The following is a 1,629-nucleotide window of genomic DNA, read 5'->3' as shown; positions in this document are numbered from 1 at the left end:
ACGATGAAAATGCAATTGTATCCAACATTGTAAATGGGGCATGGTACTGGAAGGCGCTAATAATGTGTAAGTTATAGACTAAAAGTGATATTTGTATAATTAAAATATTTTATATGATAAAGAAAATTCAGTTTGATAATGTATTTTTATATTACTTGCCTGCTGCTTAGTGTAAAATTTATATATAAGGGATAAAATGCTAGCTTTTTTTAGAAGTAAAACCAGCGGGAAGCCGCCTGATATTGGCAGGAAACTAATGGAATGGTTTTCCTTTTTTTTATCTGATAAGTATTACGTCACCAGGGTCAGGGTATGGTCACATGTGCTCATGTGGGCTTGTTTGGCTGTGTTGTATGGTCTTATGATGATTTCGAATTTCACGGTGTCCACCAGTGTGAGTATGCTGTTTATGCTCCGGAATATGGTAGGGGCGATGTTTTTCTTTTATACTACTTTTTACTTTATCATTCCGAAAGTGTTGCTGAAGGGTTATTTTTTCCTGGCCCTGTTATGCTTTTGCGTTCCTTTTATATTTTGGTCTGTTATCAATTATTTGTGTTCATGGTATGCCGTTACGTTCCTGGTGGTGAATGACGTTTCTCTGCGGGATTTTTTGCATCGGATAGTGAATGGAGGATGGTCGGATACTTTTGCGCCCGACCATTTGCTGAAGATTTTTTTTCCGGTATTGATCACCACGGGGCCGGCTTTATCATTGAAGCTGATCCTGGATGTAATCCGGGCTTCCACGCGTACACTGCGGCTGGAAAGGGATAACCTGAACCTGGAGGTGAGTTTTCTTCGTTCCCAGTTGAATCCGCATTTTCTGTTTAATACATTGAATAATATTTACTCTTTATCTATCAGGAATGATGCCCTGGCTTCAGATCTGATTATGCACCTGTCTGAAATGATGCGGTATACCCTGTATGATTCCAATACAGACCAGGTGCCGTTGGACATGGAAGCTGAGTTCCTGAAGAATTATGTAGAGCTGGAAAGTGTGCGGTACGGAAAAAATGCCAGCATCCGGTTTGATTGCGACCCGGATCAGATGGGGAACAGGCTGATAGCCCCGTTACTGATGTTTCCATTTGTAGAAAATGCCTTTAAATATTCACATAGTACTACTTCCGACAAATGTTATATTCATGCTTCTCTGGAAGTGGAAGCAAATCAACTGAAATTTGAAATATCCAATAGCAAAGGAGAAATGCCGGCAGGTAAAAAAGTAGTGGGTGGGATTGGTCTTAGCAATACCCGTAAACGACTTATTCTGTTGTATCCAGACGAGCATACTTTAATTATAGAAAATAATCCCGAATATTACAAAGTTGTCTTGACACTAACGTTGAACTGAAAAATATGGATCAAGTAATTACCTGCCTTGTAGTGGATGATGAGCCATTTGCGAGAGACCTGATGGAGAATTACATTGGCCGGGTGCCTTATTTGCAACCGGTAGCCTTTTGTGAGAATGCTTTTGATGCTATTAATGAACTGCAGCGACAACCCGTTGACCTGCTGTTGTCCGATATACAAATGCCTAATATTAACGGAATAGAAATGATCCGCTCATTGAGCAATCCTCCATTCGTTATTTTTACTACTGCGTCAAAAGACCATGCC

At 40.1% G+C, this 1,629-nt stretch carries 2 protein-coding genes; both read left to right on the top strand.

Annotation, left to right across the window (positions count from 1 at the left end; translation table 11 throughout):
* Positions 1-196 precede the first annotated feature (196 nt).
* A complete protein-coding gene (locus VIP81_RS32595) occupies positions 197-1,360 on the top strand; it encodes a sensor histidine kinase (protein WP_331972138.1) in 1,164 nt (387 codons plus the stop codon).
* A gap of 5 nt (positions 1,361-1,365) precedes the next feature.
* A partial coding sequence (locus tag VIP81_RS32590) for a LytR/AlgR family response regulator transcription factor (RefSeq protein ID WP_331972135.1) occupies positions 1,366-1,629 on the top strand: 264 nt, incomplete at its 3' end.

The organism is Chitinophaga sp., from assembly GCF_036566945.1.
Taxonomy (GTDB): Bacteria; Bacteroidota; Bacteroidia; order Chitinophagales; family Chitinophagaceae; genus Chitinophaga.
This window is presented reverse-complemented; position numbering and strand designations above follow the sequence as displayed.

What these genes read in the sequence shown, in the direction of transcription:
- VIP81_RS32595 (WP_331972138.1), top strand. Translation starts at nt 197, where the DNA reads ATGCTAGCTTTTTTTAGAAGTAAAACCAGCGGGAAGCCGCCTGATATT.